Origin of the sequence: Stakelama pacifica (assembly GCF_004361835.1) — a bacterium.
GTDB lineage: Bacteria > Pseudomonadota > Alphaproteobacteria > Sphingomonadales > Sphingomonadaceae > Sphingomonas > Sphingomonas pacifica.
The window spans coordinates 143,385-165,586 of the sequence record NZ_SNWD01000009.1; the positions used below are offsets into that span (position 1 = coordinate 143,385).

The following is a 22,202-nucleotide window of genomic DNA, read 5'->3' on the forward strand; positions in this document are numbered from 1 at the left end:
GACCGGCGCCCGTCTCAATCCACATCCTCCACTTCGACGGCTTCGCCGCTCACCCGCTGCGACAAAGCAGCGGCCATGAAGGGATCGAGATCGCCGTCGAGCACATCCGACGGCGCTGTAGAGGTCACGCCCGTGCGCAGATCCTTCACCAGCTGATAGGGTTGCAGCACATAAGAGCGAATCTGATGGCCCCAGCCGATATCGGATTTGGAGGCATGGATATCCATCGCCGCCTCTTCACGCTTGCGAAGTTCGGCTTCGTACAGCCGCGCCTTCAGCATGCTCATCGCGGTCGCGCGGTTCTTGTGCTGCGACCGGTCATTCTGGCTGGCGACGATGATGCCGGAGGGAACGTGCGTGATGCGGACGGCCGAATCGGTGGTGTTGACGTGCTGTCCCCCCGCGCCGGACGCGCGATAGGTGTCGATCTTCAGATCGGCCTCGTTGATATCGATGTCGATATCGTCGTCGATCACCGGATAGACCCAGACGCTGGAAAAGCTGGTGTGGCGGCGCGCCGAGCTGTCATAGGGCGAAATGCGCACCAGCCGGTGGACGCCGCTTTCGGTCTTTGCCCAGCCATAAGCGTTTTCGCCCTTCATCAGCAGCGTCGCCGATTTGATGCCCGCCTGCTCGCCCGCGTGATAATCGACCAGTTCGACCTTCATGCCCCGCCGTTCGGCCCAGCGCTGATACATGCGCTGGAGCATCTCGGCCCAGTCCTGGCTTTCGGTACCGCCTGCGCCCGCATGGATTTCGAGATAGGTGTCGTTGGCGTCGGCTTCGCCTGCGAGCAGCGCCTGCACCTTGTCGCGTTCGGCGCGTTCGGCAAGCGCCTTCAGCGCTTCGGTGCCCTCGCTCGCCATGTCCTCATCGCCCTCGGCCTCGGCCATTTCGATGAGTTCGCTGGTATCGCTCAGCTCCTGCTGAATCGCTTTGGTCGCGCCGATCGCCTCGTCGAGGTGGCGGCGTTCGCGCATGACCGCCTGCGCCTCTTTGGGATTGTCCCAAAGGCTCTGATCCTCGACCCGTGCATTGAGCTCGTCTAGCCGCCTGAGCGCCTTGTCCCAGTCGAGAAAGCGGCGCAGCAGTTCGAGCGCGTCCTTGATTTTATCGGCATATGCCTGCGCTTCGGCGCGCATAATCTACTCCAAACATATCTGTCGCACCGGCCCCGTACGCGATTGTCCGCCGGGACCGGCAACCGGTCAATATATGCCGCCTTCGCGCTGGAGGAAGTCACTGTCCCCCTGCGATTCGCGGCGCGTGGGCGCGGCCTTTTTGGGCGCGGCCCGTTGGTCGTCATCCCGCCGCGCGGCACGGCGCGGCGCATTTTCGGGCTTGAACGCTTCCCAGATCACCGGCGCAAGCGGTTCATCGGTCGGCCAGACCCCGAACACCGGCCTGCCGCTTCGCCGGTCGATCTTCACCATGCGGATTCCGGACGGCGCCCGGAACGGCACTTTGGGAAGGTCCTTCAGCGCCTGTTCGAAAAACTGCTTCATGATCGGCACCGCGATCGAACTGCCCTGCGCATAGCCGCCCAGATTGCGGGGATTGTCGTAGCCGACATACACGCCACCGATCATCTGCGGCGTGCCGCCCATGAACCACACATCGGTCGGCCCGTTGGTCGTGCCGGTCTTACCCACCATCGGCCGGTCAAGCGAGCGCAGGCGAACGCCCGTACCGCGCTGGATCACGCCCTCCATGATATGCACCATCTGGTACGCGGTCAGCGGATCGACAACCTGCTTGGAATGCGAAACCGGGCGCGGCATCGCCTTTCCGTTCCAGTCGGGCGCATTGCACCCGTCACAGGCACGCCAGTTGTCGGGCCAGATCACCTGGCCACGCCGGTCCTGCACATAATCGATCAGCGTCGGGGTAAGCTTCTGCCCGTGATTGACGAGGGTCGAATAAGCATTGACCATCCGCATCACGGTGGTTTCCCCAGCGCCCAGCGAATAGGACAGATAGGGCGGATATTTCTCCCGACTGACGCCGAGGCGCTGTATCATGTCGACGACATGCTCCATGCCCGTCTGCGCGGCGGCGCGCACCGTCATCAGGTTGCGCGACTGTTCGATGCCCCAGCGCAGCGTGTGCGCGCCCGAACCACCCTCATGCGCGAAATTCTTGAAGCATTTCTGCCCCAGATTCGCACCCTGATAGACGCAGAAGGTCGTATCCTGGATCATCGTCGCAGGGGTCATGCCCTGTTCCAGCGCGGCGGAATATACGATCGGCTTGATCGTCGACCCGGGCTGGCGCTGCGCCTGAATTGCGCGGTTGAACGACTGGATGCGCGAATCGAATCCGCCCTGCATCGCCATGATCCGGCCGGAGGTCGGGTTTTCGACCATCAGGCCGCCCGAAACCCTGGGAATGCTCTCCAGCGAGAACCCGCTGCCCGATGGCGATACCGCGATCACGTCGCCCGCCTTCAGCGCATCGAACGCCGCACCGCCCTTGCCGCGCACCGGCATGGTCGCGCCCGATCGCGGCAACGTTCCGGTGCTGCCGTCGCCAAAGCCGATCTGCGCATCGCCGCCGTCGATCGAAATGACGATCGCCGGCCGCCAGTCGCGATAATCGAGCCCGACATGGGTACCGACCAGCGCACGCTGCCAGTCGCCATCGTTGATTTCGACCTGCCGCATCGGGCCGGACCAGCCGCGTCCGCGATCATAGCGGACGAGCCCGTCGCGAAGCGCCTCCTGCGCATATTTCTGCAGCGTGGGATCAAGCGAGGAACGCACCCACAGGCCGCCCGCATAAACGCTGTGCGGACCGTCCTGCGAATTATCGCCGAATTTGTCGACCAGCTGGCGGCGCACTGCTTCGATGAAATAGCCGCCGACCTGTTGCTGATCGTCCTCGCTCTGTTCGATGCGCGATACGGTGCCCAGCGGCTCTGCAACCGCCTCCTGATATTGCGGACGCGTGATGAAGTCGTTCTTCAACATCTCGCCCAGCACCCAGTTGCGCCGGTCGAGCGCGCGCTCAGTATCGCGCTCGGGATCGTAATTGGCCGGCCCTTTGGGCAGGATCGCGAGATAGGCCATCTGTGACAATTTGAGCTGGTCGAGATCCTTGTCGAAATAGGCGTGGCTCGCCGCTTCGACACCATAAGCGTTCCGACCGAGGAATATCTGGTTAAGATACAGCTCCATGATCTGCTGCTTGGTCAGCGCATTTTCGATCCGCCAGGCAAGGATCGCCTCCTTGATCTTGCGGACATAGCTGACCTCGTTGGTCAGCAGCAGATTTTTCGCCACCTGCTGCGTGATTGTGGAGGTACCGCGCGGGGTACGGCCTTTGATGATGCCCTCCGCAGCAGCTCGAATCAGACCCGGAAAATCGACCCCGTGATGCTGGAAGAAGGTCTTGTCCTCAGCCGACATATAGGCGCGCACGAGCAGCGGCGGATATTCGTCATACGACAGCTCGACCCGCCGTTCGCGCGCGAAGGTGTGAATCGGCTCGCCGTTGATCGACCGGACATTGGTCGGCAGCGGCGGTTCATAGGTTTTGAGCTGATCGACCGAGGGCAGCCCGCGCGCGAACAGGAACCAGAGCAGGAACGCGCCGATCCCGGCTGCAAGCGCCGCCCAGGCAATCAGTTTGAACCACCAGCGCGAACGAATCCGCGCAAACCGGCTGGGTTCTGCGCCCGAAGCGCGATGCAGCCGATATTCGGTCGTGCTATGGTCGGTATCTTCCATGTCGCGGGGAGGTCTAGCAGGATTTACCGGCCTTTCCAGTCATTCGCGCGCCGGATCGATCCGATGGCGGCGATCAGCGTATCTGCGCGCGCCGCGCGAAATAGATGCGCACCGCGCGCGCCACGCTTTGCGCGATCTGCACCCGCCCTGCCGGTGAATTCAGAAAGGCGGCATCGCGCGGATTGGAAATATAACCGGTTTCGAACAGGATCGATGGCATGTCCGGCGCCTTCAGCACGATGAGCGAGGCCATGCGGTGGAACATCGCCTTTTCCGGAATATGTCCCCGCGCCTCGCGACCCAGCAGCCGGGCAAAGGCAGCCGATTGCTCCATCGTCTGGCGCTGCGCGAGATCGATCAGGATCGACGAGATTGCCGGCGTCTGCCGGTTGAGGTCCATCCCTGCCAGAATATCCGCCCGGTTCTCGCGCGCGGCGAGGCGCGCCGCCTGCGCATCCGAAGCGGTTTCCGACAGCGTATAGACGCTCGCGCCGCCCGCCTCGCGATCGGGCGCGCTGTCGCAATGGATCGACAGGAACAGCGCCGCGCCCAGTCGGCGCGCAACGGCATAGCGTTCCTGCAAAATCACGAAGCGATCGTCTTCACGCGTGTACGCGACGCGCACCCGGCCGGTTTCGAGCAGCGCGTTACCGATCGCCCGCGCCGTTTTCAGCGTCAGATCCTTTTCGCGCAGACGGTCTATCCCGATGGCGCCCGGATCGCGGCCGCCATGGCCGGGATCGATCATGACGAGCGGGCGCGTATCGTCATCGCCATAGATTTTGGGAAGCGGCGCCGCTTTGCCTGCCGGGGGCGGAAGGTCGATCAGCACGCGATAGCGCTGCCCCTCCCGCGCCGCAGCGCGCTCCGCCAGTCCGGCTGCCGCCGGTTGCTGATGCGGGCCGAACCATAAGGCGAAGAGAGCGAGGAGCAGTTCCACGCCCCGCGCTATGCCAAGCGCCGGCCCTGCCGGTCCAGCCAAAAGCTGCGTCCCATACCCGCACCGCCATGCGCCGGTGTTGCCGCGCCGCGCAGGCGGTGCTAGGCATTGGTGCAACCGGCTATGGGAATACGTTATTTCCCGAAGGTCCGCCGGTCCCGTTTCGCCGCGGCACCGTCCACCCGGGCCATTGCCGCAGCAAAGTCAGGTTGAAGCTGCATGAGGCAAGTTCCGTTCCATCCGCAACGCACCGCCCTTCCGGGCAGGCGCGCGGGCGCGGAAGCGCTGGACCACGGGTCCGGCCGTGCCTTTGCAGCAGCAGCAATTTTACAAACACCCCGCGCGCGCCCCGCCATGCTTTCGGACAGGCCGCGCTTACAAGATTTCGTGCCGAATGCGCGTTCGCGCCGGCGCGACCGGAGAATTATAAATGACCATGCGTATGCTGATCGACGCCCGCCACCGGGAGGAAACCCGGGTGGCCGTCGTCAAGGGAAACCGGATCGAGGAGTTTGATTTCGAATCTGCCGAGCGCAAACAGCTCAAAGGCAATATCTATCTCGCCAAGGTAACGCGCGTCGAACCGTCGCTTCAGGCGGCGTTCGTCGATTATGGCGGCAATCGCCACGGATTTCTGGCGTTCAGCGAAATCCACCCCGATTATTACCAGATCCCGAAGGAAGACCGCGACGCCCTGCTCGCCGAAGAGGCCGAGCATGCTGCCGAAGAAGCGGCTTTGCGCGCCGAAGCGGAAGCCGAAGAGGAAGATGGCGGCGACGTCGAGGTGCTGGAACGCAGCAGCGACGACGAGGAATCGGACGACGAATCGAGCGGCAATGGCCGCAAAGGCAACAAGACCGAAAAGGCGGTTGAGGCACTGCGCCAGCGCCGCATGAGCCTTCGCAAGCGCTACAAGATTCAGGACGTGATCCGCCGCCGTCAGGTGCTGCTGGTACAGGTCGTGAAGGAAGAGCGCGGCAATAAGGGCGCTGCGCTGACCACCTATCTCAGCCTTGCCGGGCGTTACTGCGTCCTGATGCCCAATACCGCGCATGGCGGCGGGATCAGCCGCAAGATTTCGAGCGCGGCCGACCGCAAGCGGCTGAAAACGATCATGGCGGACATGGACCTGCCGCCCAGCATGGGCTGCATCGTGCGCACCGCAGGCCTTCAGCGGACCAAGACCGAGATCAAGCGCGATTTCGACTATCTCGCCCGGCTGTGGGACGGAATTCGCGAAGATACGCTGAAATCCTCCGCGCCCGCGCTGGTCTATGGCGACAGCGACCTCATCAAGCGCGCGATCCGCGACATCTATAATCGCGACATCACCGAAGTCGTGGTCGAGGGCGAGGAAGGCTATCGCGCGGCCAAGGATTTCATGAAGCTGCTGATGCCGAGCCATGCCCGGCGAGTGAAGCAATATGCCGATGCGGTGCCGCTGTTCCAGCGCAACCATGTCGAGGATCAGCTCGCCGCGATGTACAATCCGGTCGTGCAGCTGAAATCGGGCGGCTATCTGGTCATCAACCCGACCGAAGCGCTTGTTTCGATCGACATCAACTCGGGCCGCTCCACCAAGGAGCATAATATCGAACAGACCGCGACCGCGACCAATCTGGAAGCAGCGCAGGAAATCGCCCGCCAGCTTCGTCTGCGCGACATGGCGGGTCTGGTCGTCATCGACTTTATCGACATGGATCATAACTCCAACGTCCGTAAGGTCGAAAAGGCGATGAAGGAGGCGCTGAAATCCGATCGCGCGCGTATTCAGGTGGGCCGCATCTCCGCATTCGGCCTGATGGAAATGAGCCGCCAGCGGCTGCGCACCGGGGTGCTGGAAGCCTCGACCGTCACCTGCCCGCATTGCGAAGGCACCGGTCTTGTCCGCACGCCCAGCTCGTCGGGCCTGTCGGCGCTGCGCCTGATCGAGGATGAAGCCGCACGCGGCAACGGCTCGCTGCTGACGCTGCGTTGCAGTCAGGAAGCTGCCTTTTACGTGCTCAACAAAAAGCGCGCCGATATCGCCGAGATCGAAGAACGCTATGGCGTCAGCGTCGAAGTCGAATCGGATGGCGAGATGGAAGGCGCGCGCATGTCGGTGGAGGTCTCCGGACCGCCCCCCGCCCATGCTCCGCGTATCGACCCGATCATCGAAGATCAGGATGAAGATTATCCTGAGGAAATCGAGGACGATTTCGAGGATGAGGCAGAGGCAGACGCCGAGCAGGAGAATGAGCGCGAAGCGGGCAGCGACAGCGATGACGAGGCTCGTCGCAGCAAGCGCCGCCGGCGTCGTCGCGGACGTCGCGGCCGGGGCCGGGACGAACAGGGAGAAGATAACGGTCGTGACACCGCTCAGGATGATTCGGACGAGCGCGAGGAGGCCGAGGACACGGACGAACCGCATAATGCGCGGGACGATGACGCCGAAGAGGGTGAGAATGGCGAGAAGCGCCGCCGTCGTCGCCGTGGCAAGCGCGGTGGACGCCGCAAATCGGGCGAGGGTCGCAGCGAGGAACAGGATCGCGACCATGGCGCGGACGAAGCAGCGATAGCGTCGGACGACGCCCCCGCCGCCGAAGAAGCGCCGGCTCCCGAACCGGCACCCCAGGCCGAGCCGGTCGAGGCAGCGGAAGCTGCGCCGGAAGCGAAGCCCAGGCGCGCCCGGCGTCGGCCCAAGGCGCGCGACGAGCAGGAGGGCGATGCTGCGGCTACCGCTGCAACGGCAACCGAAGCGGAGGCCGAACCTACCCCGCCCGCTACTGAAGAAGCAGCCGAAGCGCCCAAACCGAAGCGGACGCGCCGCAAAAAGGCTGATGCAGAGGGTGAGGCTCCGGCCAAGCCAGCACGCACGCGGCGCACGGCCAAGGCCGCTGCCGACCCCGGCGAGGCCGAGGAAAAGCCGAAGCCGAAGCGGACCCGCCGCAAAAAGGCGGATGCGCCGGTAACCGAACCGGTGGCTGAGGAAGCGGCGGCCCCTGTGTCCGTCGAAAAATCCGCGCCCGTCGAACCGAGTGCCGCTCCTGCATCCGCTGGCGCCGCGCCCGCCGACACCGCAGCAGCCGATACCGAGGCGGCCGAGACAGCCGAGGGCGATTCGCAGACGCCGCGTCGCGGCTGGTGGCAACGCACCTTCGGCGCATGACCTATGATCGCCCGTCCCGGCACGAAAGTCGGGGCGGGCGATTGGCTTTGCCTGTTTCAGCGCAAGTTAAGGTCGTGCCGGGTATGAGAATCGCTACTCTGCCTGAAGGCTATCCGGGGATTCGGCCGCTCGAATGACGATGATGAAGCGCCTGTTCGCGACGTTCGCGATGATGTGCCTGTTCGCTGCCCAGTCCGCGACGGCGCAGACCATCCTGCGCGATGCGGAGACCGAGGCGCTGTTTCAGGACATGACCCGCCCGATCATCGAAGCGGCGGGCCTGTCGCCGCGCAATGTGCAGGTCGTCGTCCTGCAAGACCCCGAAATCAATGCCTTCGTGGCGGGCGGCCAGACGGTCTATATCAATTCGGGCCTGATCGAAGCGGCGGAAAATTACAACGAAGTGCAGGGCGTGTTCGCGCATGAACTAGGCCATGTCGTCGGCGGCCATGCGCCGCTGTCAGGCCGGATGGGCAAGAGCGCGACCGGAATCACCATCGCCAGCCTGTTGCTGGGCGCGGTCGCAGCCGCCGCCGGATCGGGCGATGCGGCGATGGGCGCGATCCTTGCCGGACAGCGCGCGGCGATGGGCAGCGTGCTTGCCTATAGCCGCACACAGGAAGCCTCTGCCGATGCGGCTGGCGCGAGCTTTCTCACCAAGGCGCATATCACCGGCAAGGGGATGCTGGATTTCTTCAAAATCCTGCAAAATCAGGAATATCGCCTCGCAATTCCGCAGGATGATGCGTTCAACCGCAGCCATCCGCTGACCGGGGACCGTATCGCTGCGCTCACTCAGACGCTGCAAAGCGCTCCCAACTGGAACACGCCGCTCGATCCCGAACTGGAAAAGCGGTTCGAACGGGTGAAGGCAAAGCTTGCCGGCTATGTCGAACCGATGGACAGCGTGCTGCGCGAATATCCCGCGACCGATCCGTCGCTAACCGCGCATTATGCCCGCACCTATGCCTTTCACCGCGGCGGCTATCCCGACAAGGCGAATGCCGAAGCAGCAGCGCTGGTGCAGGGCGAGCCGAACAACCCCTATTTTCTGGAAGTCCAAGGCCAGATCCTGATGGAGGGCGGCGACCCGCAGGCAGCGCTTGTCCCGCTGCGCAAAGCGACACAATTATCGGGCAATTCTCCGCTGATCGCCACGACCTTCGGCCATGCGCTCGTCGCGACCGACGATCCTGCGCATCTGGATGAGGCGGAGGCGGTATTGCGACAGGCAGTGCAGCGCGACGATGCCAATCCCTTCGCCTGGGTGCAGCTCGGCACCGTCTATGAACGGCGCGGCGATGAAGTGCATGCGGCGCTTGCCAAGGCGGAGCTTTCGAACCTGACCGGCGATACCCGCATGGCGCTGGTAAGCGCGCAGCGGGCGATGGCGGGGCTTGAAAAGGGCAGCTCCGACTGGCTGCGCGCGCAGGACATCCTCATGGTGTCGCAAAATGAAATTCAGGACAGCAAAAGGCATTAGCGCAATTCTCTCATGACCGAATCCCAACCGCTTTCGCGCGCCACCCTTGCCCTGTTGCTGATCCTCGCCGCCATCCTCGGCGCAGGCGCAATGCTGCTTGTCCAGCGTCTGGTCCCTGCAATGAGCACCAATCGCGCCGCGATGGAAGGCGTCGTGCATGATTATGTCATGGCGCATCCCGAACTCATCCCCGACGCCATGGACGCCCTGCGCGCGCGTCAGGCGGCGGAGGCAGTGAATGCCAATCGCGATGCCATTGTGCAGCCCTTTGCTTCCGCATGGCGCGGCGCAAAGGCTCCGAAGGCCAATGTCGTCGTCTATATGGACTATGCCTGCGGATTCTGCCGGGCGAGCCTTCCCGAAATCGACAAACTGGTGAACGCCGATCCGGACGTGCGCGTCGTATATCGCGAACTCCCCGTGCTGAGCGAGGAAAGCCGCACCGCCGCTTTGTGGAGCCTTGCGGCCGCTCAGCAGGGCAGGTTTCAGCAGTTTCACGATAGCCTGTTCGCAGCCGACGGCCTGACCGATCAGTCCATCCGTCAGGCGGCGCAAAAGGCCGGGCTGGATATGGCAGCCGCGCAGAAATTCGCGGCATCCGATGCGGCGGCAGCGGAGATTCGCAAAAACCTCTCGGTCGCGGGCGAAATCGGCGTCACCGGAACGCCCGCGTGGGTGATCGGCGATACAGTGCTGTCAGGCGCTCAATCTTTCGCCATGCTACAGGATGCGGTGAAAAAGGCGGAAGACACGCGTTCGTAACGGTGGCGCTTGTCGCGGAAGGGGGCACCACCTACTTTAACGCTTCCTGAACCCGCCTTTTTCCCGGAGCGTGCATTTTTCATGGACACGATCCTGTCGCTTGCCGGCGTCGGCAAGACCTATAAATCCGGCCATGTCGCGTTGCGATCGGTCGATCTCGAGATCAAACGCGGAGAGATTTTCGCACTGCTCGGCCCCAATGGCGCGGGCAAGACGACGATGATCGGCATTGTCTGCGGGCTGGTTTCGCCCAGCAGCGGCACGATCACCATCGACGGCCATGATGCGGTAAAAGACTATCGCAAGGCGCGGGCGATGCTGGGGCTGGTGCCGCAGGAATTGTCGACCGATGCCTTTACCAAAGTCCGCGCAACACTGGAATTCACGCGCGGCCTGTTCGGTCGCGGTCCCGACCGCGCCTATATCGACGAATTGCTGAAAGACCTGTCGCTCTGGGACAAGCGCGACACGAAGATCATGGAGCTTTCGGGCGGCATGAAACGCCGCGTGCTGATCGCCAAGGCGCTGGCGCATCGCCCTGAAATCCTGTTCCTCGACGAACCGACCGCCGGCGTCGATGTCGAGCTTCGCCGCGATATGTGGCGGCTGATCGCGAAGCTGCGCGAGCGCGGCACGACCATCATCCTCACCACCCATTATATCGAAGAGGCCGAGGAAATGGCCGACCGGGTGGGAGTGATATCGAAAGGGCAGCTGCTGCTGGTCGAGGAAAAACACGCGCTGATGAAAAAGCTGGGCAAGCGCGAGATGGATATCCTGCTCGTCGATCCGCTCACCGCCATTCCGCCCGAACTGGCCGAATGGGATCTGACGCTGGAGGATGACGGCAATCGCCTGCGCTATGTCTTCGACGCGCAGGCAGAGCGTACCGGCATCCCATCGCTGCTCCGCCGCCTTCCCGACCTTGGCATCGCGTTCAAGGATCTGGAGACGCACAAGAGCAGCCTTGAAGATATTTTCGTCGATCTGGTTTCGGAAAAGAAGGAGCAGGCGGCATGAGCGTCGGCGCGTTCAACGGCCATGGCGTCTGGGCCATTTATAAAGCGGAAATGGCGCGCGCGCTGCGCACCCTGTGGCAATCGGTGGCGACTCCGGTCATCACCACCTCGCTCTATTTCGTCGTGTTCGGCGGCGCGATCGGCAGCCGGATGCAACAGGTCGGCGGGGTCGATTACGGCAGCTTCATCGTGCCCGGCCTCATCATGCTGACGCTGCTGACCCAGAGCATTTCGAATGCGTCGATCGGTATCTATTTCCCCAAATTCACCGGCACGATCTACGAACTGCTCTCGGCCCCCATCTCGGCAGTGGAGACGGTGATCGGCTTTGTCGGTGCAGCGGCGACCAAATCGCTGGTGCTTGGCCTCATCATCCTCGCCACCTCGACGCTGTTCGTCGATCTGCATATTCAGCATCCGGGCGCGATGATCGCCTTTCTGGTGCTGACCGCGCTGACGTTCAGCATGTTCGGGTTCATCATCGGCGTCTGGGCGAACGGGTTCGAACAATTGTCGATCGTCCCTGCCCTGCTGGTGACGCCGCTCACCTTTCTGGGCGGAGCCTTTTATTCGATCGACATGCTGCCCGAACCCTGGCGCACGGTCAGCCTGTTCAATCCGGTTGTGTATCTGGTGAGCGGCTTTCGCTGGAGCTTTTTCGGGCAGGGCGATGTCAGTGTCGGGGTCAGCCTCGGCTTTATCGGGCTCTTATTGCTGCTGTGCCTCGGCGCGATCATGTGGATCTTCAGGACCGGCTATCGCCTGAAGCCCTGAGCCCAAGCACGAGCGGGCGAAGGACCAGCCCGTTGAGATCGACCAGCATGTGGAGCGCCATCGTCATCCACAGGCTGGCGGTCATCCAGTAAAAAACGGTGAAGATCACGGCCAGTGCGCCCGATCCCGCCATGCCTTTCCACCCCTGATAGCGATGCGCGCCCGCAAACAGCAGTGCCGAGACCGCAAAGCCGAACAGCGCCGATCCGCTGAGCACGCCGATCAGCAGCGGCAATAGCAGGCGGAAGAACAGCTCTTCGCTGATCCCGGCAGCGACCGCGATTCCAGCGGCATAGGGCAGTTCGGCGCGCGTTGCGGGCAGGATCGAACGCAGATCGCCGATCATCCACGGCCTGCGCCCGCGTTTGCGCTGCATCCGGGCGACAATGGCGCCGAGCAATGCGCCGCCAGCCAGCCCGCCTACCACCGCAAACAGAAAGCCGGTGTCCTGCATTGCACCGCCGGGAGTAACGCCGAGCTGCAACGCCGCATCGGCAAAGGCGCGCGGCATGACGATCAGGCTACCCAGCGCGCCGAGACAGGCAAGGATCAACAGCGTCGGCGCGACGAACAGCGCAGCGCTCTTCGCCACCCAGAACAGATAAGAGGCCCGCCTCCCGCGCTGATGAACCCCCAGCCGGTCGGCGAGCTTCCCTTTCAGAAACAACCAGTAACAACCAAGCGCCAGCAGCAGCGCCATGGATGCGGCAAGCATCGCGTCAGTCGATGCGATGTTCGCCCTTTACCCAGCGCACGGTGCCCGAGCTGGCGCGCATCACCACGCTTTCGGTCGTCATTTTTCCGCGGACACGCTTCACGCCCTCCAGCAGCGACCCGTCGGTCACGCCGGTTGCCGCGAAGATGCAGTCGCCGCTCGCCAGATCGTCGAGCGTGTAGATGCGGTCGAGGTCATCAATGCCCCATTTTTTCGCGCGGCCACGTTCATCGTCGTTGCGGAACAGCAGACGGCCCTGAAACTGGCCCCCGACACAGCGCAGCGCGGCGCAGGCAAGCACGCCTTCAGGTGCCCCGCCGGTGCCCATATAAATATCGATCGTGGTGTCGGGATCGGTCGTCGCGATCACGCCCGCGACATCGCCGTCGGGGATCAGGTGAATGCCGCAGCCGATCGAGCGCAGCTCGGCGATGATCTTTTCATGACGCGGACGATCGAGGACGCAGGCGATGATTTCTTCGGGCTTCACGCCCTTGGCCTCAGCCAGCGCCTTCACATTTTCGGTCGGCGATCTGGCAAGGTCGATCGTACCTTCGGGATAGCCCGGCCCGATCGCGATCTTTTCCATATATACATCGGGCGCGTTGAGCAGGCAGCCCTCTTCAGCAGCAGCCAGCACCGCAAGCGCGTTCGGTCCCGCCTTTGCGGTGATGGTGGTGCCTTCCAGCGGATCGAGCGCGATATCGATCTTCGGCCCCTTGCCCGGCGCGCCGCCGACCTTTTCACCGATATAGAGCATCGGCGCTTCGTCGCGCTCGCCCTCACCGATCACGACGGTGCCGTCCATATAGAGCGTGTCGAACGCCTCGCGCATCGCGGCGACGGCGGCGGCATCGGCCGCCTTTTCATCGCCCCGCCCCACCAGGCTGGATGCGGCGATCGCCGCCGCTTCGGTGACTCGCACCATTTCGAGAACAAGAACGCGATCGAGTATCTTGCTGGGAGACGTCATGGAGCGTGTCACCTCTGTTCGGCTATGCAGATATGTCGGCGATAAGCGAGCCCGTTAACCTTGTCGAGCTACGCTTTTCATTCGTCCAGAATATGCATCCACATCGGTTCCGCCATCAGGCTGGCCGAACCGCGCAGCGTGGCGAGCGCCTGCTCGACACAGCGTTCGGGGCTTTCATGCGTGACGATGACGACCAGCACGCTGCCGTCCGCTGCCGCGCCGCGCTGGATCAGGCTTTCGATCGATACGCCCGCATCGCGCATCGCCGTTGCGATTTCGGCGAGCACACCGACACGGTCGGCGACGTTGAGGCGGATATAGGCGCTTGCGCGGCGCTCCCCGCTATCGGCGCGGGCCTGTGCGGCGAGCGACTCAGCCGGCATCGCATAAGGCGGTCCGAATTCGCCGCGCGCAATGTCGATCAGATCAGCGACCACCGCGCTTGCCGTGGGCCCGTCGCCCGCGCCTGCGCCCTGAAAGAACAGCCGCCCGACATAATTGCCCTCCGCGACCACCGCGTTCAGCGAACCCTGCACATGGGCGAGCGGATGGCGCATCGGGATGAGATAGGGATGGACGCGCTGGAACAGCCCGCTTTCGCCCGCCTCGGCAATCCCGATCAGGCGGATACGATAGCCGAGTGCAGCGGCCTCGGCGATATCGGCGGCGACGACATGGCGCACGCCGCCGATCGCGACATCGCCGAAGGACGGACTGGTGCCGAAAGCGAGGCTCGCCAGAATCGACAATTTATGCGCCGCATCGACGCCGTCGATATCGAAGCCCGGATCGGCCTCGGCATAGCCGAGCGCCTGCGCCTCAGCCAGCACGTCGGCAAAATCGCTGCCTTCGCTTTCCATCTTGGAGAGGATGTAATTGCAGGTGCCGTTGAGGATTCCGTAGACCCGCGCAATCTCGTTCGCCGCCGCGCCTTCGCGAAGTCCCTTGATGACGGGCACGCCGCCCGCGACCGCTGCTTCGAACTTCATCGCTGCATCATGCGCTTCGGCCGCGCGGGCAAGTTCCAGCCCGTGATGCGCGATCATCGCCTTGTTCGCGGTGACGAAGCTCTTGCCAGCGCCCAGCGCCGCCCGGGCGAGCGCCAGCGCCGGACCGTCCGATCCGCCGACCAGCTCGACCACCACATCGGCGCGCGGATGGCGGGCAAGCTCGATCGGATCATCGACCCAGTCGAGCCCTGAAATATCGATTCCGCGATCCTTTGCCCGGTCGCGCGCGGACACCGCGACGACCTCGATCGACCTTCCTGCGCGCCGGGTAATCAGCGAACCGTTCGCTTCCAGCAGGCGAATGACGCCCGCCCCCACGGTTCCAAGGCCTGCTATCGCCACGCGCAACGGTTCGGTCATCGGCTCCCTCGCTTCATCAATCCATGGAACCGCTAGTGACGCCGTGCGCGCTTCGGATCAACCCCGGCGCGGGGCAGGAAATCTATGCAACGCTCAAGCCTTGATGAGGCCGATCTCGACCAGCCGTTCGTGCAGATAGTCTCCGGCCGTGATCGGTTCGGGATAGCGGTTGGGATTTTCCGCGCTTTCACAGGACGGCAGCGTTTTGATCAGGAAATCGGATGCGGGGTGGAGGAAGAAGGGCATCGAATAGCGCGAATGGCCGCGCCGCTCCGCCGGCGGATTGACCACCCGATGCGTCGTCGACGGCAGAACATGGTTGGTCAGCCGTTGCAGCATGTCGCCGACATTGACGACCAGCGCGCCCTCGGGCGGCTTGACCGCAAGCCAGCGCCCGTCGCGGTCGAGCAGTTCCAGCCCCGCCTCCTCAGCCCCCAGCAGCAGCGTGATGAGGTTGATATCCTCATGCGCGCCTGCGCGGACATTGGGCGCATCCTCGGCGATCGGCGGATAATGGAGCAGCCGCAGGATCGAGTTACCGTCGCGAATCGCCGAATCGAACCAGTTCGGTTCCAGCGAAAGATAGCGCGCGATCGCGCTCAACAGCCGCGCCCCGGTCGCTTCGAACGCGTCGTAGAGCGTGGTGAAGGTGTCGCGAAATCCCTCGGGCTGATCCGGCCAGATATTGGCGGGCATGTCCGCGGCACTGGGATGCCCTTCCGGCAGTTCGCGCCCGACATGCCAGAATTCCTTCAGATCGACATGGGTCGCCCCCTTGGCAATCTCGGTCTTGAACGGCGTATAGCCGCGCTGGCCGCCGCCGCCCTCGACGAAATAGCGGCGCTTCTCCGCTTCGGGCAGCGCGAAAAAGGCTTCGGTCTTCTCCCATGCGCGCGCGATCAGGTCGGAGGGAATGCCATGATCCGACACCATCGCGAAGCCGAACCGCCGGAATGAATCGCCGAACGCCTGCGCGAAACCATCGGGATCGGCACCGGCGGTTTTCAGCGATACCAGCGGGACTTCGGCAGTCGGGTTATTCAGCATCTCATTGCGCCTTTGGCATATTTCAAACGGGTGATGGCGGTGCAGATACAGGTTCTGATGGCCGAACAACATACGAAACTGTCCGTAGCGTGTCGCTGGCAGGACCGACCGGCACGGCGCTGCAGGCGCGGACAAGCTGCTCGCGACATGGGGTCCGATGGCAGATCTTGCCGGTAGCCGATATCCGGCCCCTATACGACCGGCACGGTAGAGCGAAAGAATTCCGGGCCTTTGCTGGCCGCGAAGAGAAAACCAATAGCCGACCGGGCTGGCTCCGGCGCGGCGTGTCCGAAGCGACGGCATCCGTCAGCCTGTTCAGGAAAAGATACAACATAACATTGACGAGGCGGGTCTGGTCGGTCAGGGGCGCAGCTGAAAGAGACATTGTCTCATCCGGCCCATCCTATTCCGGCATTCGAGTGTTCCCGATGATCCCAGCTTTCCACGCCGCCTCGGCCCTCTGCTTGCTCGGTTTCCTGCTCGTGCCGTCCCCGGCGCTTGCCACGACCGAAACAGACGAAGCTGAAACCGTAGACGAGCTCGCGCAGAGCGAGGAGCAGATCGTCGTTATCGGCGTGCGTCAGTCCTATCGCGGCGATTTCGCGATCTCCGAAATCCCGCAATCGATCGACGTGATCGATGCCGTGACGCTGGAAGAGAACAATCTCATCCGCCTGAACGACGCGCTCGACCTCAACGCCTCTGTCGCGCGCCAGAACACGCTCGGCGGGCTGTGGGATTCCTTTGCCGTTCGCGGTTTCGCAGGTGACGAGAACATTCCCACGGGCTATCTGGTTAACGGGTTCAACGGCGGGCGCGGTTTCGGCGGTGAGCGCGACACGGCCGGGATCGAGCGGATCGAGGTGCTGAAGGGTCCGGCGGCCGCCCTGCTGGGACGCGGAGAGCCGGGCGGCACGGTCAATCTGGTCACCAAGCAGGCGCGAATCGGCGATACGTTCGGCACGTTCGGCGCCCAGTTCGGCAGCTTCGATCGGATACGGTCCGAAGCCGATGTCAATCTCGCGATCACCGACGGGCTGAGCGCGCGCCTGATCGGCTATGTCGAAAATGGCGACACGTTCCGCGACACGGTGGAAGAATATCGATGGGGCTTCCTGCCCTCCATCGGTCTCGCCATCGGGCCGGATACACGCATCACCTACGACCTCGAAAAGACCCGGGTGGAGGTTCCCTTCGATCGTGGTATCGTGGTGCTGGACGGCGATTTCGATACCGTGCCGCGCAATCGGTATCTCGGAGAACCGGGTGACGGCGACCACATCGCGCGTGCCGAAGGACATTCGTTGCGTGTCCAGCATGACTTCAACGATCGCTGGAACGTGCTGTTGGGCGGCAGCATTCGCGACACGCTGCTGACCGGCTCCTCTTCCGATCCCGAGCTCGCCGTGTCGCGCCAGCCAATTTTCCGCGACGGACGCTCGCTGTCGCGCCAGCGCCGCTCGCGCGTTTACGATTCGCGGCAGGTCGTCGTGCGTGGCGAGGTGAGCGGGACGTTTATGACCGGTCCCCTGCGCCACCGCATCCTGATCGGCGCCGATCACGACGAGTTCGACAACCTTCAGGATTTTCGCCGGGTCCGCCCGCCTTCGGTAAGCAGCAATCCCAGCGAGCAGGCCGCCTATATCATCGACATTCTCGATCCCGTCTATGGGCGGTTTCCGCTGCCCGTGCCGCTGCCGCAGAACAACCGGCTGGACAAGCAGAAATCGACCGGTTTCTTTGTTCAGGATCAGATCGAGCTGACGAATCGCCTGCAGGTCCGGTTCGGCGCGCGCTACGACGATTTCAGCCTACGGACCGAAAATTACCTCACCGGCGTCGACAGCGAGCGCAAGGATGATCGCATCAGCCCACAATTCGGGGTGGTCTACGAAATCGCCGATCCGGTCACATTTTATGCCGCCTATAGCGAGGGTTTCCGCGCCAATATCGGCACCGACGCGGCCGGACGCATCTTCGATCCCGAGATCAGCAAATCGATCGAGGCAGGCGTCAAGCTGACGCTGATGAACGGTGCGCTGACCGGCACCTTTACCGTCTACCAGCTCGAGAAGGACAACGTCCTTGCCAGCGATATCAACAATCCCGGCTTCTCGGTCGCCATCGGTGAGGCGCGCAGCCGCGGGGTGGAGCTGGACGTCAACGGGCGTCTGCCGGGCGATATCCATGTCCGGTTGAGTTACGCCTATGTCGATGCCGAATCGCGTTCGAGCGTGCTCGATCCCAACTTCTCCTTCGTCATCGAGCCGGGCGATCCGCTGATCAACATTCCGGATCACAGCTTCAACGTGCAGGCATCCAAGACCTTTCGGGTCGCGGGGCGCGCGGCGAAATTGGGCGGCGGGGTACAGTATGTCGGCGAGCGTCTCGGCGCGACCGGCACCGATTTCTTCCTGCCCGATCACACGCTGTTCCGCCTGTTCGGCGAGGTTGAACTGTTCGACGACGTCACTTTGTTTGGGACGGTTGCCAACCTCTTCAATGCCGATTGGTACGCCAACAGCTATTCGCAACTCTGGGTACAGCCGGGCGCGCCGCGCACCGCGACCCTCGGCTTTCGGGCAGATTTCTGATGACCATGACTGATACCAATTTCCCCGCGATCGCGATCGAGGGTCTGCATCACAGCTACGGTGCGAACACCGTGTTGCGCGGCCTCGACCTCACCGTGCGGCGCGCCGAGATTTACGCGCTGCTCGGCGGCAACGGCGCAGGCAAGTCGACCACGCTTTCCGCGCTCCTCGGCTTTCTGACGCCCGAAAAAGGCACGGTGCGCGTGTGCGGGATTGATCCGGTTACCGATCCTAAGGCCGCGCGCGCGACGATGGCCTATGTGCCGGAGAACGTCTCGCTCTATGAGCATCTCACCGCGCGCGAGAATATCGGCTACTTCCTCGCGCTGGCCGATGCCGACCGCGGACAGGACGCGGTCGAAAGCGGCCTGAGCGCCGTCGGCCTCGCACCGGATGCGTGGGACAAGCGCCTGTCGGGCTTCTCCAAGGGCATGCGTCAGAAGGTGGCCATCGCCCTGGCGCTTGCCCGCGATGTCCCCGTGCTCTTGCTGGACGAGCCGACCTCGGGTCTCGACCCCCGCGCCGTGCTTGAATTCAACCGCCTGCTCGACGCCGCGCGCGAACGCGAAGTCGCGGTGCTGATGGTCACCCATGATATTGTCAGTGCGGTCGATATCGCCGACCGGATCGGCTTTCTGGGCGCAGGACGGATCGAGGAAGAGCGCGAGGCCAATGTCACCGGTCCGCGCTTCGACCTGAACGCCCTCCACGATTCCTACGCTCATGCCGGAGCACCCGCATGAGCGCAGCTAGCCTGATCGCGCGCGAGGAATGGCGCGTCCTGACGCGCAACCGTGCCGGACTTATCGCCAGCGCGCTGCTGGTCGTGCTGATCCTCGTCGCCAGCTTCACCAGCCTGGAACGGTGCAGCGCCATTGAGGCTGATCGCGAACGCTACCAGACGAGCGCGGACGAAACCTTCGACGCGCAGCCGGATCGACACCCGCATCGCATGGTGCATTACGGCCAGTTCGTGTTTCGTCCGATTGCGCCGCTCGCTTTCTTCGATGCAGGCGTGGACAGCTTCACCGGCAATACGGTCTTTCTGGAAGGGCATCGCCAGAACAGCGCCAATTTCGCCGAGGCGCGCCAGTCCTCGCTGCTCTTGCGGTTCGGGCAGCTAACCCCGGCCTTCGTCCTCCAGACGCTCGCACCGCTTCTCATCATCTTCCTCGCCTTTGCGAGCGTAGCGCGCGAGAAGGAGAACGCCACCTTGAAGCTGATGCTTGCTCAGGGGGTGAGCGGGCGCAGCGTGATCGCGGGCAAATTGCTGGGCCATGGGGCGATTGCGCTTGGCGTCGGCGTGCCTGCCTTCGCCGTCCTGATCGCCTTCGCCGCCACGGGTGCTGCCGAATGGGCGAGCGTGGCGCTGATGGTCCTTGGCTATGCCTCATGGTTGCTTTTATGGGCGGCGCTCGGCGTGGTGGTTTCGGCACTTGTCGCAAAACCGCGCGATGCGCTTGCGATCCTGATCGGGCTGTGGATGGTGATCGTCATCCTCTTACCCCGCGCGCTCCCTGAGGCAGCTTCGGCGCAAAGCCAACTGGCGACCAAGATCGAGACCGAAATCGCGCTCCACCGCGACCTGCTGGAGATCGGCGACAGCCACGATCCCGACGATCCCTATTTCAACGATTTCCGCGACCGGGTGCTTGCGCGCTATGGCGTCGAAACGGTTGAAGACCTCCCGGTGCAATATGCCGGACTTGTCAGCATCGAGGGCGAGCGTCTGACGACGCAAATCTATGCCGATGCAGCCAATCGCCAGATCGCCCGCGAAAGCGATCAGAACGCGTTCGTCCACGCATTCTCCGTCGTGAGTCCGCTGATCGCCATTCGCCAGTTGTCGATGGCCCTCGCGGGCAGCGATCCGGCGGCGCATTACGATTTTCTCGAACACGCGGAAACGTTTCGCTATAATTTCGTCCAGCGACTGAACCGGATGCAGGCAGAACTCCTTCCCGGTATCAAAGGCGATGATCCGCGCATTTCCGCCGCTTACTGGCAGCAGATTCCGCGCTTTGCCTATACGCCCGTCGATCCCCTCGCACGGCCCGGCAGCCTCGTCTGGCCGTTCCTTGTTCTGCTCGGCTGGCTTGCCGCACTGACCGTTCTGGCAATTGTCGCCGCGCGCCGTATCGGGAGGGCAGCACGATGAGCGCGCCTGTGTCGATCTGGTTCGCCGAACTGCGCCTGTTGCTGCGATCGAGCCGCAACCTGCTCGCGTTGCTCCTGCTGTTCCTGCTCTCCGGCGCAGCGGTCTGGGCGGGAATCACCGAAATCAGGGACCAGCGCGCGACCATAAAACGGGTCGAGGCCGAACAGATGCGGGACCTTGCCGCGGTCGAGGACGCGAATGCGGGCCCTGAAGGCGATGCCGGCTACAATGCCTATTACGCCTTCATGCTGACTAAGGACCCGCCGCCCGCACTTGCTTTCGCCGCGATCGGCCAACGCGATCTGCAGCCCTATGTCCTGCGGGTGCGCGCGCTGGGGCTTCAGGCGCAGCTCTACGATTCCGAAACCTACAATCCCGAACTGGCATTGCCCGGCGTGTTCGACTGGGCCTTTGTGCTCACCTATCTGCTACCACTGGTGGTCATTGCGCTGGGTCACGACTTGGCGACCGGCGAGCGCGAGACCGGGCGGCTGCGGCTGCTGCTCTCGCTGCCGGGCAGTGGACTATGGCGCCGCCGCGTGGTCCTGCGTTACGGCGCGGTGCTGGCGGCGCTCGGCCTGCCGCTGATCGCGGGGGGAATCGTGATGGCGGCACCAGCGTCCGGCATTGCAATCATGCTCGCGACGGCAGCGCTCTATTGTGCCTTCTGGTTCGGGCTCGCCATGCTGATCGGCGCGAGCCTGCGCACCTCGGCCACCGCCGCGGCGGCAATGATCGGATGCTGGATCGTCCTGACGTTGGTCCTGCCAACGCTCGCCAGCGCCGCGATCGCGCGCAGCGTTCCGGTCGCCAAGGGGATCGACCTCACATTGGCGCAGCGCGAGATCGTGCATCGCGGCTGGGACATACCCAAAGACGAGACCTTCGGCCGCTTCTTCATCAACCATCCCGAATGGCGTGGGAAAGAGCAGTTCGAGGGGCGTTTCCACTGGAAATGGTATTACGCCATGCATCAGGTGGGCGACGAAGCGGTGGCCGCAGACGTCGCGGCCTATCGCGCCAGCCTGGAAGCGCGCGAAGAACTGACCAGCGCCCTCGGTCTGATCCTGCCCGGCGTGGGCACGATGACCATATTGCACCGGGTGGCCGACACCGACATCACGGCGCAGCTCGCCTATCAGGACAGTATCGCGGCCTACCATGCGAATTTGCGGCGGTTCTACTATCCCTATCTGTTCAATGACCGCGTTTTTACCCGAACAGATTTCGCGAGAATCCCGCGTTACGAGGTCAGAAGCGCGACGGGAACGCTGGCGTTCGGATCGCTAATCGCTCTCGCCATGCTGGCACTGCTCTTGCTTTTGGCAGGCGGCGCGCGACTGGCGCGGATCAGCGCGCGGACGCGGAGTTGATGTCGGACAACCGGTATGGCCTTCGCGTTGATGTGACGGAGATTTTCGAAAGACCGCTCCTGGCAAGCGGGAGAGTGAATATGATGAGGTAGCGACCGGCTTTGCGACAATTTTCCGA

The 22,202-nt window shown here is 63.4% G+C and carries 16 protein-coding genes; 9 read left to right on the top strand and 7 right to left on the bottom strand.

Annotation, left to right across the window (positions count from 1 at the left end; genetic code table 11):
* Window positions 1-14 precede the first annotated feature (14 nt).
* From prfB to EV664_RS13430, 3 genes are all read right to left on the bottom strand, one after another.
* Window positions 15-1,142 (bottom strand): peptide chain release factor 2, encoded by a 1,128-nt coding sequence (prfB, locus tag EV664_RS13420; RefSeq protein WP_133496236.1) that lies wholly within the window; start codon window positions 1,140-1,142, stop codon window positions 15-17.
* Window positions 1,143-1,208: 66 nt separating this feature from the next.
* The gene (locus tag EV664_RS13425) at window positions 1,209-3,728 is read right to left on the bottom strand and encodes a penicillin-binding protein 1A (RefSeq protein ID WP_133496237.1); all 2,520 of its coding nucleotides are present in this window, start codon (window positions 3,726-3,728) and stop codon (window positions 1,209-1,211) included.
* Window positions 3,729-3,801: 73 nt separating this feature from the next.
* Window positions 3,802-4,710 carry an N-acetylmuramoyl-L-alanine amidase family protein gene (locus tag EV664_RS13430; protein ID WP_133496238.1) on the bottom strand — a complete coding sequence of 303 codons (909 nt, stop codon included), beginning with the start codon at window positions 4,708-4,710 and terminating at the stop codon, window positions 3,802-3,804.
* Between the two features lie 388 nt (window positions 4,711-5,098).
* Between EV664_RS13430 and EV664_RS13435 the strand changes: the two genes are divergently transcribed.
* The 5 genes from EV664_RS13435 (at window position 5,099) to EV664_RS13455 (ending at window position 11,854) form a co-directional block, all read left to right on the top strand.
* Window positions 5,099-7,816, top strand: coding sequence for an Rne/Rng family ribonuclease (locus EV664_RS13435; protein WP_229668260.1), 2,718 nt, complete (start codon window positions 5,099-5,101; stop codon window positions 7,814-7,816).
* Between the two features lie 142 nt (window positions 7,817-7,958).
* A complete protein-coding gene (locus tag EV664_RS13440; RefSeq protein ID WP_133496265.1) occupies window positions 7,959-9,299 on the top strand; it encodes a M48 family metalloprotease in 1,341 nt (446 codons plus the stop codon).
* Between the two features lie 12 nt (window positions 9,300-9,311).
* The gene (locus EV664_RS13445) at window positions 9,312-10,061 is read left to right on the top strand and encodes a DsbA family protein (RefSeq protein WP_133496239.1); all 750 of its coding nucleotides are present in this window, start codon (window positions 9,312-9,314) and stop codon (window positions 10,059-10,061) included.
* 81 nt (window positions 10,062-10,142) lie between these two features.
* Window positions 10,143-11,081, top strand: coding sequence for an ABC transporter ATP-binding protein (locus EV664_RS13450; protein ID WP_133496240.1), 939 nt, complete (start codon window positions 10,143-10,145; stop codon window positions 11,079-11,081).
* The gene (locus EV664_RS13455; RefSeq protein ID WP_133496241.1) at window positions 11,078-11,854 is read left to right on the top strand and encodes an ABC transporter permease; all 777 of its coding nucleotides are present in this window, start codon (window positions 11,078-11,080) and stop codon (window positions 11,852-11,854) included. Before EV664_RS13450 ends, EV664_RS13455 begins: the two co-directional genes overlap by 4 nt.
* On the opposite strand, the gene EV664_RS13460 is transcribed toward EV664_RS13455, so the two are convergent.
* The 4 genes from EV664_RS13460 to EV664_RS13475 all read right to left on the bottom strand — a co-directional run bounded on the left by EV664_RS13460 (window position 11,826) and on the right by EV664_RS13475 (window position 15,959).
* On the bottom strand, window positions 11,826-12,569 hold the full coding sequence (locus EV664_RS13460) for a CPBP family intramembrane glutamic endopeptidase (RefSeq protein WP_133496242.1): 744 nt from the start codon (window positions 12,567-12,569) through the stop codon (window positions 11,826-11,828). The two genes, EV664_RS13455 and EV664_RS13460, sit on opposite strands and share 29 nt — an antisense overlap.
* A 4-nt stretch (window positions 12,570-12,573) precedes the next feature.
* Entirely contained in the window at window positions 12,574-13,542 is a 969-nt protein-coding gene (glpX, locus tag EV664_RS13465; protein WP_133496243.1) for a class II fructose-bisphosphatase, read from the bottom strand.
* A 77-nt stretch (window positions 13,543-13,619) separates the two neighbouring features.
* Window positions 13,620-14,912 carry a homoserine dehydrogenase gene (locus EV664_RS13470; RefSeq protein WP_133496244.1) on the bottom strand — a complete coding sequence of 431 codons (1,293 nt, stop codon included), beginning with the start codon at window positions 14,910-14,912 and terminating at the stop codon, window positions 13,620-13,622.
* A 93-nt stretch (window positions 14,913-15,005) separates the two neighbouring features.
* Window positions 15,006-15,959, bottom strand: coding sequence for an isopenicillin N synthase family dioxygenase (locus EV664_RS13475; RefSeq protein WP_133496245.1), 954 nt, complete (start codon window positions 15,957-15,959; stop codon window positions 15,006-15,008).
* A 428-nt stretch (window positions 15,960-16,387) separates the two neighbouring features.
* Between EV664_RS13475 and EV664_RS13480 the strand changes: the two genes are divergently transcribed.
* Genes EV664_RS13480 through EV664_RS13495 form a run of 4 tightly spaced genes read left to right on the top strand, consistent with a single transcriptional unit; the run spans window position 16,388 to window position 22,084 of the window.
* Complete coding sequence (locus tag EV664_RS13480) at window positions 16,388-18,553, top strand: TonB-dependent siderophore receptor (RefSeq protein WP_133496246.1); 2,166 nt, start codon at window positions 16,388-16,390, stop codon at window positions 18,551-18,553.
* A complete protein-coding gene (locus EV664_RS13485; RefSeq protein WP_133496247.1) occupies window positions 18,553-19,296 on the top strand; it encodes an ABC transporter ATP-binding protein in 744 nt (247 codons plus the stop codon). The genes EV664_RS13480 and EV664_RS13485 overlap by 1 nt, the downstream gene beginning before the upstream one ends.
* Window positions 19,293-20,711, top strand: a complete 1,419-nt coding sequence (locus EV664_RS13490) for an ABC transporter permease (protein ID WP_133496248.1) — start codon at window positions 19,293-19,295, stop codon at window positions 20,709-20,711. The genes EV664_RS13485 and EV664_RS13490 overlap by 4 nt, the downstream gene beginning before the upstream one ends.
* Entirely contained in the window at window positions 20,708-22,084 is a 1,377-nt protein-coding gene (locus EV664_RS13495; RefSeq protein WP_229668259.1) for an ABC transporter permease, read from the top strand. Before EV664_RS13490 ends, EV664_RS13495 begins: the two co-directional genes overlap by 4 nt.
* The last annotated feature ends 118 nt before the right edge of the window (window positions 22,085-22,202 follow it).